Origin of the sequence: uncultured Caballeronia sp. (assembly GCF_964243625.1) — a bacterium.
Taxonomy (GTDB): Bacteria; Pseudomonadota; Gammaproteobacteria; order Burkholderiales; family Burkholderiaceae; genus Caballeronia.
Map to the genome: position 1 here is coordinate 1 of NZ_CAXTGZ010000259.1, position 8,152 is coordinate 8,152.

An 8,152-nucleotide genomic window follows, 5' to 3' on the forward strand; every position below is an offset into this window, starting at 1 on the left:
CGTCACCTTCTCGCTTGAAGAAGCCGCAGCGCCGCTGCGCACGATCATCGACAGTACGCTCGAGCGTTCAGGCGGGCTGCGCTTCACGGGTTTCGCGGTTGCATCGATAGAAGCATTCCAGCGCTTCGCCGCATCGTGCGGAGATCCGCTCATTGGGTATGAATTTGCATCGACGCCGCGCAGCCAGGTCGAGGGCGCCGTGTACACATCGACGGAATATCCGCCGCATCGCTCCATCCCGCTGCATAACGAACAGTCGTACACACGCGAGTGGCCGTTGCGCATCTGGTTCCATTGCGCGCTGGCGGCGCGATCGGGCGGCGCGACGCCGATTGCGGATAGCCGCGCAGTCTACCGGGCGCTCGATCCCGCGCTGGTCGAACGTTTTGCAAAACGCGAGCTGCTGTACGTGCGCAACTTCGGGCAAGGACTTGATCTGCCATGGCAAAACGCATTCGGCTCAGATGACCCCGCAGTGGTCGAACGGATCTGCGCAACGCGCGGTATCGAATACGAGTGGCGCAATGGCGACGATGAAGAACTGCTCCTGCGTACCCGCGAACGCTGCCAGGCGGTCGCGCGCCATCCGCGCACGGGCGAGATGGTGTGGTTCAACCAGGCGAATCTGTTCCATCTCTCGACGCTCGATGAAGACATGCAGGAAGCACTCGTCGATGCCGTCGGCCTGGAAAACGTGCCACGCAACGTGTATTACGGCGACGGCGAACCGATAGAAGCTGAAGCGCTCGCGGAGATTCGCGGCGTGCTGGACGAGCAGCGCATCGTGTTTCCGTGGGTGACCGGCGACGTGCTGATGCTCGACAACATGCTGACCGCGCACGCCCGCGATCCGTTCGAAGGACCGCGCAAGGTCGTGGTCGCGATGGCGCAAAGCTACAGCGAGCGGACGGATACACGATGACATTGCCCGCAGGACCCGCACTGGCCGCGCGCTCGCTGACGGTTGGATACGGGGAACATGTAGTACTTGACCGGCTGGATGTGAGTATTCAGGCAGGGCGGGTCACCGCGCTGTGCGGCCCGAACGGGTGCGGTAAAAGCACGTTGCTGCGCACGCTTGCCGGACTGCAGCCGGCGCTCGGCGGACATGTCGAAGTGAACGGCGTGCCTATTGGTACATTGCGCCGGCGCGTGCTCGCCCGGACGCTGACCATGCTCGCGCAGTTCAACCAGATTCCGGCAGGGCTGACTGTGCGTGAACTGGTTGCATACGGGCGTTATGCGTATGGCGGCTGGCTGAGAGGACTGACACGCGCGGATCACGCAGCGATCGATGAAGCGCTCGAAGCAAGCGGCCTGGCCGATGATTCAGCACGCGATGTCGCCGCGCTCTCGGGCGGCGAACGTCAGCGGGTGTGGATCGCGATGGCGTTGGCGCAACAGGCGCCTATCGTGTTGCTCGACGAGCCGACAACCTATCTCGACATCCATCATCAACTCGATATTCTCCGCGAATTGCGGCGGCTGAATCGCGAGCGCGGATTGACGATCGTATGGGTGCTGCACGACCTCAACCAGGCTGCCGCGTTCAGCGATGAAATCGTATTGATGCGCGCCGGCCGGATCGTCGCTCATGGCGCGCCCGATGCCATGCTCGACCCGCATCATCTCAACGATACGTTCGGCGTGCGGATGCTGAAGATCGCACACCCTCAGACCGGTGCGCCTATGTGCGTGCCGGCTTATGAAGCGGAGTCGCTGGGAAGTCCGGCCAGGGATCTGGTCGCATGACCACGCTTGCCTCCTCTTCCGAGCGATGGCGCGCGCCGGTCAAAAGCCGCGTGGGTTTGCTGGTCGTCTTGCTCGTGCTCTTGATCGTCGCAGTTGCGCTGTTGCGCCTCGCGCCCGATGTCCGTGCGTGGCTTGAGGCCGCGCCCGGCAGCGACGCGGCTCAGCTCGCCGGTGTCTTTCTCTTTGACCTGAATGCGCCGCGCATTGCAGCGGCGCTCGTGGCGGGCGGCTGTCTTGCGGTCGCCGGCACGTTGTTCCAGGCGCTGACGCGCAATCCGCTGGCATCGCCCGATCTGCTTGGGATCACAGGCGGCGCGCAACTCGGCTTGCTCGCCGCGATGATCCTGCCCGCCGTATTCGGCGCGGCCTCCGTGCCGTTGCTGTTTGCCTGCGGTCTCGCGGCCGCTGCATGTGTTGCGGCGGCCGCCGGCGGCTGGCGGGCGACCCCGCTTCGGCTGGTGCTGGCGGGCAGCGTCTGCATGCTGCTGTTCTCGGCCATATCGACACTGTTGCTGGCCTTCTTCGAGCAGACCGTGATGGGCGCATCGCTATGGGCGAGCGGCAGTTTGTATCAGCCGGGCGCGGCCGGATTGAAGTCGGCGCTTGGGTGGCTCGCCGTGCCGCTCGTTGCGTTGCCGTTCGTCATGCGGCCGCTCGATCCGCTGTCTCTTGGCGACGATGCCGCCGCTGCGCTCGGCGTTCGTATCGACGCCACGCGGCTCGCGGCGCTCATCGTCGCGGTCGGTTTTGCAAGCGTCGCGGTGAGCATTGCGGGACCGCTCTCTTACGTTGGATTGATCGCGCCGAATCTGCTGCGGCAGATTCGCGGCGCAAGGGCATCGAAGCTGGACGCGCTCGTGCCGTTATCGGCGCTGGTCGGCGGCGCGCTCGTGCTCGTCACCGACAGCGCCGTACTCGCACTCGATCTCGACTCGACGCTTTCCACAGGCGTCGCCATTGCGTTCGCCGGCACGCCGCTGATGCTCGCGATGCTCCGCAGCGGCGCCGCGTGGGCGGGCGTGCTGCATGGGGGCCAGGAACGTGCGGTGGAAGCACGCGGCACGCGCTTCGTCCGCGCGATGAGCGCATTGCCGTGGCCGGCGGTCGCGGCGCTCCTGGCGGCGACGTGCGCGGTGATCCTGGTAATCGGTGCATCATCTGGCCCGACGTGGCTGGGGCCCGAGCGATGGCTCGGCGTCCTTGCTCATCGTGACGATGTGGCGCGCATGCTGCTCGATCTGCGCGTGCCACGCCTCGTGTGCGCGTTGCTTGCGGGCGCGTTGCTGGCATCGAGCGGCGTGTTGATGCAGAGCATCGTGAGAAATCCGCTGGCGGGTCCCGAGGTGCTCGGCGTCACGCAAGGGGCGGGGCTGACGACGCTCGTCGCGCTGATGATCTGGCCGCTCGCCGGTCACGCGATCCTTTCGGGCGCCGCGTTGACTGGCGGCGGCGCGACGCTTCTGCTTACCTTGTTGCTCAACCGGCGGCATCATTACGCGCCACTCGCGGTGGCGTTGACGGGCATTGTCATCGGTACGTTGTGGACCACGTCGTCGCAATGGCTGATCACGCAGCAAAGCGTGCAGCCGGCGCGGTTTGTGGTGTGGCTCGTAGGTGGCACGTATGGGCGCAGTTGGGGTGAAGTCGCGGCGCTGCTGCCGTGGTGCGTCGTTGCCCTACCGGTACTTGCGTTGCTCGCGCGGCCACTCGACCTGCTCGCACTCGGCGATGATCAGGCGGTCGCGCTCGGCGTGCCGATCAACGTATTGAGGCCGCTTGTCCTGACCATTGCCACGCTCGCTGCATGCGCGGCGGTGGCGGCGGTCGGGCCGGTGGGGTTTATCGGATTGATGGCGCCGCATCTGGCAAACATGCTGGGCGCGCGGGCACATCGGACCAGGCTCTGGCTTGCGGGCGCGATCGGTGCGCTGGTGCTCGCCGCCGCCGATATCGCCGCACGCACGCTGCTCGCGCCGCGTGAGATTCCGGCGGGCGTGCTGACGGCGTTGATCGGCGCGCCTTATCTGCTTGCGCTTCTGGTGCTGCAGGCACGGCGCGAAAAGCGGAGCGGACGATGAGTCCGGACGCCGCATCGAATGCTTCGCAATGTCTTGCATCGTTCGCGCCGGCATCGATCGCGCCGTATCTGCAGAACGTGTGGCTCGGTGCGCCCAATCATGCTTTGGAAACGAATGACATCAGCATCCCTTTGTCGTCGCTGGGCGCGCGTCGGAACGCGTTGCTCGATGCAATGGTCCATCACTATGGCGGCGATGCCGAGCTTCACGCGCGTGCGTTGTTATCGCAATGGAGCAAGTATTATTTCGGGCTTGCCGCCCCCGCGGGAATTCTGGCGGCGCGGCTGCTGCGACGTCCTCTGGACATGTCGCCTGCGCGAACGCAGCTTGTCCTGCGCGAAGGCATGCCGGTCGCGCTGCATTTCGCAGCCGACTCGCTCAAACCGCATACCCACGATACCGCGCTCAACTACGCCGGCCTGCTCGAGCATCTCGATGCAGTGATCGGGATGCTCGCCGGCTTGACGCGCATCGCGCCACGCGTGTTGTGGAGCAACGCAGGCAATCTGCTCGACTACTTGCTGGAGCAATGCGCGCTGCTGCCGGGCGAGGAAGACGATCGTGGCGATGCTGCATGGCTATTCGGACCTTCCCTCGGCGCGGATGGCGCACCCAATCCGCTGCGCGCCCCCATCCGCCAGATGAAGCCGCGCTCGGCGCTGCTGCCCGACCCGTTTCGCGCACGCCGCGTGTGTTGCGTGCGTTACGAGATCCCCGGAGAAACGCAACTTTGCACGAGCTGTCCCTTACTGCTGACAATGTCGGACGAACAACTCGCGCTACAAAAGGCAATCGCGTGAAGAAGCTTTTCTGTGCGTTTGCATGCCTGGTGATGACGTCGGTGGCGTCGGTGGCGTCGGTGGCGTCGGTGACGTCGGTGGCGTTCGCGTCGGAGCCGAACGCGCCCGTCTGCGGACCGCTTGCGGATAACGCGACCATATCGCAATTCAGCAAGACGATGCCTTTGAAACCCAAGCGCGTCGTCGTCCTCGAATTCATGTTCGCGGAAGATCTGGCCGCGCTCGGCATCACGCCCGTCGGTCTCGTCGATAACGCTTACTACGCCGGCTGGATCGGCTACGACAGCGCGCGTTTCAACGGCGTGCCGGAAGTCGGCACGCGGCAGGAACCGAGCCTTGAAGCGATTGCATCGGTGCGTCCCGACCTGATCATTGGCGTGGGGTATCGACATGCGCCGATCTTCGCGGCGCTCGACCGGATCGCGCCCACAGTGCTCTTCCAGTTCAGTCCGGACATGGAACAAGGTGGCGTGCAGAAAACGCAACTGGACTGGACGCGCACGATCTTTCGCACGATAGGCTGTCTCACCGGACGCGAGGACAAGACGCAAGCAGTAGAAGCGAAACTCGATGCGGGCCTCGCCCACGATGCACAACGCCTCGCTTTCGCAGGCCGCAGCGGCGAGCAGGTGGCGTTGTTGCAGGAACTCGGCTTGCCGGATCGGTATTGGGCCTATACAGGAAACAGCACGGCGGCGGGGGTGGCGCGGGCGCTGGGTTTGTCGCTGTGGCCATCGAAGCCGACGCGTGAAGGCACCATCTACGTGACGTCGGCTGATTTGCTCAAGAAGCCCGACCTCGCGGTGTTGTTCGTGACCGCGTCGAGCGAGAACGTTCCCATCGAAACACAGCTCACGTCCCCCGTCTGGCGCTTCGTTCCGTCGAAGCGGGCAGGGCGCATCGCGCTGGTTGAGCCGAACATCTGGGGCTTCGGCGGCCCGATGTCGGCCTTGCGTCTATCGAACGAAATCACCAACAAGTTGCTGGCACTGCCGCTGTCGCCGCGCTGATTACGCAGGCGCGTTCTATATGCGCGCTCCCGGTTTTTTGACGCGACGTTTACACGCGATCCGATACGCTTCGTTTGATCCAATCAAATGAACGCGAGGGGATGGTCATGACGTCCGAACAGGTTTTATCGAAAATTGAAAATGCCCTGGCCCGACCGGCCATGCGGAGTTGAGCATGGTTTCCGGAATATGGTTGCCTATTGTCACGCCGTTCAAGGACGGACAAGTCGATACCGACGCACTCCAGCGTCTCGCCGAGCGATATCTGAGCCAGGAAATCAGCGGTTTTGTCGCACTGGGAACGACCGGCGAAGCGGCGCTGCTCGACCAATACGAACGGCTCAAGGTCTTGCGTTCATTGTTCGAAGTGATCGGTACGCGGCTGACGGTGGTGGTCGGTGTTGGCGGCATGAACACACGCGACATGGTGCAGGAAATTCGCGAACTCGACCGCTGGGACATTGGTGGCTATCTGGTGTCCGCGCCGGCGTATGTCTGCCCTGATCAAGCCGGCATTCGCTGGCACTTCGACGAAGTCGCACGTGCCACGGAACGCCCGGTCATCCTCTACGACGTGCCGCATCGCACGGGTGTTGCCATTGATACGAACACGGTCGAGCGCCTTGCCGAGCATGCCAATATTGTCGCGATCAAGGCCTGTGTGCCGGCGACTTTCGAGAAGCTTTGCCAACTGCCGATCAGCGTTCTCTGCGGCAACGACGACGCCTACCTCGATTGCCTGATTGCCGGCGGATCGGGCGGCATCCTGACGACCGCCCATCTTTTCGCCGATGTCCTGGCCGAGATCCACGAACGGGTTTTATCGGCGAGAACGGACGATGCCGCCGCGTTCTTCGAAGCCCTCAAGCCTGTCATCAAGCTCTTGTTCAGCGCGCCGAATCCGTCCGGCGTGAAGGCGGCGCTTGCCCTCGACGGCGTGATTGGCAGCGAAACGCGCTTGCCGGTCATGGAAGCGTCGGCGACGCTCAAGGAGCAACTGCGGATCGCGCTCGACGCGTGTTTCCGGCAGCTTGCCATCGTGGCTTGAATTTTTTGGATCGAGAAAAGAGCCGTTTCGAGTCCGCCTAAGTCAGCAAGACGGCCTTGGCGCCACTACTGGATTCGTAGGCCATGGCCATTTCGATCTGATCGAGTGGGAACTCCTTGCCAATTTGGGTCGTGAACATCGGGTCGTCAATCACACCCTCGAGCGCTTTGAGGGCGGAGACCAGCTTGTCATGATCCTTCACCGTGCGGCTTTCGAAATTGCTGAATCGTTGCAAGGTCAGGTTGTTCATCATGAAAAGCACGGACTGAATTGAAACCGGAACGGCGCCGCCCAAAAAGCCGTAGATGTAGACCGTCGAATTCACCGGCAGGACCGGTGCGATCTTCGACAGCAAGTCTCCGCCAACGCCGTCGAATACCGCCGTCGTTCCCAGTTCGGCGGACAACGTGCGGAGCGTATCGGTGAAACCTTCGCTGGTGACAATGACATGCTCCGCGCCGAAACGGCACAGCGTCTCGCGTGCTTCCCCGGTACGCACCAGGAAGATCGCGGGCAACTTTCGAATACGGGCCAGGGCAGCAAGAGCATGACCGGTGCCCGAATTCCCGGCCGTGACGATGACGCCCTTGTGACCCGCTTCGGCGATCTCTTCGAGAAAGGCGTAGGCCGTCATCACGTTGACGAGCGAACCGCAATAGTCCCGGGCGCGAACATGCTCGGGCAGGATCAGGCACGCAGAGTAGGGCACGTGCGCCCGCTCGGACCAAAGTCCAACGCTTTCGGGACTTCTTCCGAGCGACCGGTAGATCGCCACCTGCTTGCCCACATATTCTGCAGGAACGCCGGCTCCCGCCGCCAACACCTGTCCTGCTCCCGACGCACCCCAGACGTCGTGCTGGCCCAGCGCGAGCGCTTTGCCGGCGGCTGTAGGGATTCGCAGGAAAGTCTTGTCGCCATGGTTGATCGCCGATGCTTCCATGTCGATCAGCAAATGGCCCGGTGCCGGCGCGGTCGGGGTCGGAATGTCGCGAACTTCAAGCTCGCGTTCGGGTGTCACACATATCGCTTTCATCGCTCAGCTCCTTTGTCCTGGGGTTGTTGCTTACACAGCCCATAACATAAGCAACTTCATCCATTGCCGAAACGCTGCACCAGGGCATACCATCGATTCCATTCTGGAATTGATGCGGATGGCCGTATGGATAGAGTGAACGCGATCCGCCTGTTTGTACGTCTGGTCGAATGTGGGAGTTTTTCCGCCGTCGGGCGTGAAGAAGGGATCGGGCAGCCTGCAGTCAGCAAACAGATCGGCGCGCTGGAGCGGCACCTTGGCGCACAGCTTGTCTTGCGGACATCGCGGCGGGTCGTGATCACCGAAGCGGGACAGACGTTCTATGAGTCAGCGAGGCAACTCGTGGACGACTTCGACGCGCTGGAGTCGTCAGTGGGCGATCGCCAACAATCGCCGCGAGGCCTGGTCAGGGTCAATACCGCACCGGCTCA

General features: G+C 63.2%; 8 protein-coding genes. 7 read left to right on the forward strand and 1 reads right to left on the reverse strand.

Features of this window, described 5'->3' with window-relative positions; all coding sequences use genetic code 11:
• From ACFFAR_RS17935 to dapA, 6 genes are all read left to right on the forward strand, one after another.
• A partial coding sequence (locus ACFFAR_RS17935; protein WP_174363495.1) for a TauD/TfdA family dioxygenase occupies positions 1-922 on the forward strand: 922 nt, incomplete at its 5' end.
• Positions 919-1,752, forward strand: a complete 834-nt coding sequence (locus ACFFAR_RS17940; protein ID WP_174363496.1) for an ATP-binding cassette domain-containing protein — start codon at positions 919-921, stop codon at positions 1,750-1,752. The genes ACFFAR_RS17935 and ACFFAR_RS17940, both read left to right, overlap by 4 nt.
• Entirely contained in the window at positions 1,749-3,830 is a 2,082-nt protein-coding gene (gene fhuB, locus ACFFAR_RS17945; RefSeq protein ID WP_174363497.1) for a Fe(3+)-hydroxamate ABC transporter permease FhuB, read from the forward strand. The genes ACFFAR_RS17940 and fhuB overlap by 4 nt, the downstream gene beginning before the upstream one ends.
• Positions 3,827-4,630, forward strand: coding sequence for a siderophore-iron reductase FhuF (gene fhuF / locus ACFFAR_RS17950; RefSeq protein ID WP_174363498.1), 804 nt, complete (start codon positions 3,827-3,829; stop codon positions 4,628-4,630). Before fhuB ends, fhuF begins: the two co-directional genes overlap by 4 nt.
• Positions 4,631-4,662: 32 nt before the next feature.
• A complete protein-coding gene (locus tag ACFFAR_RS17955) occupies positions 4,663-5,640 on the forward strand; it encodes an ABC transporter substrate-binding protein (RefSeq protein WP_375508210.1) in 978 nt (325 codons plus the stop codon).
• Between the two features lie 175 nt (positions 5,641-5,815).
• Entirely contained in the window at positions 5,816-6,688 is an 873-nt protein-coding gene (gene dapA / locus ACFFAR_RS17960; RefSeq protein WP_174363499.1) for a 4-hydroxy-tetrahydrodipicolinate synthase, read from the forward strand.
• Positions 6,689-6,725: 37 nt separating this feature from the next.
• Here dapA and ACFFAR_RS17965 read toward each other — a convergent pair whose 3' ends face one another.
• Positions 6,726-7,721 carry a zinc-binding dehydrogenase gene (locus tag ACFFAR_RS17965; RefSeq protein WP_174363500.1) on the reverse strand — a complete coding sequence of 332 codons (996 nt, stop codon included), beginning with the start codon at positions 7,719-7,721 and terminating at the stop codon, positions 6,726-6,728.
• A 126-nt stretch (positions 7,722-7,847) separates the two neighbouring features.
• Between ACFFAR_RS17965 and ACFFAR_RS17970 the strand changes: the two genes are divergently transcribed.
• Positions 7,848-8,152, forward strand: a 305-nt coding sequence (locus ACFFAR_RS17970) for a LysR family transcriptional regulator (protein ID WP_375508209.1), incomplete at its 3' end; no start/stop codon positions are given.

Coding starts and splice junctions, on each gene's coding strand:
- dapA (WP_174363499.1), top strand. CDS start 5,816: ATGGTTTCCGGAATATGGTTGCCTATTGTCACGCCGTTCAAGGACGGA.
- fhuB (WP_174363497.1), top strand. CDS start 1,749: ATGACCACGCTTGCCTCCTCTTCCGAGCGATGGCGCGCGCCGGTCAAA.
- fhuF (WP_174363498.1), top strand. CDS start 3,827: ATGAGTCCGGACGCCGCATCGAATGCTTCGCAATGTCTTGCATCGTTC.
- ACFFAR_RS17955 (WP_375508210.1), top strand. CDS start 4,663: ATGACGTCGGTGGCGTCGGTGGCGTCGGTGGCGTCGGTGACGTCGGTG.
- ACFFAR_RS17965 (WP_174363500.1), bottom strand. CDS start 7,721: ATGAAAGCGATATGTGTGACACCCGAACGCGAGCTTGAAGTTCGCGAC.
- ACFFAR_RS17940 (WP_174363496.1), top strand. CDS start 919: ATGACATTGCCCGCAGGACCCGCACTGGCCGCGCGCTCGCTGACGGTT.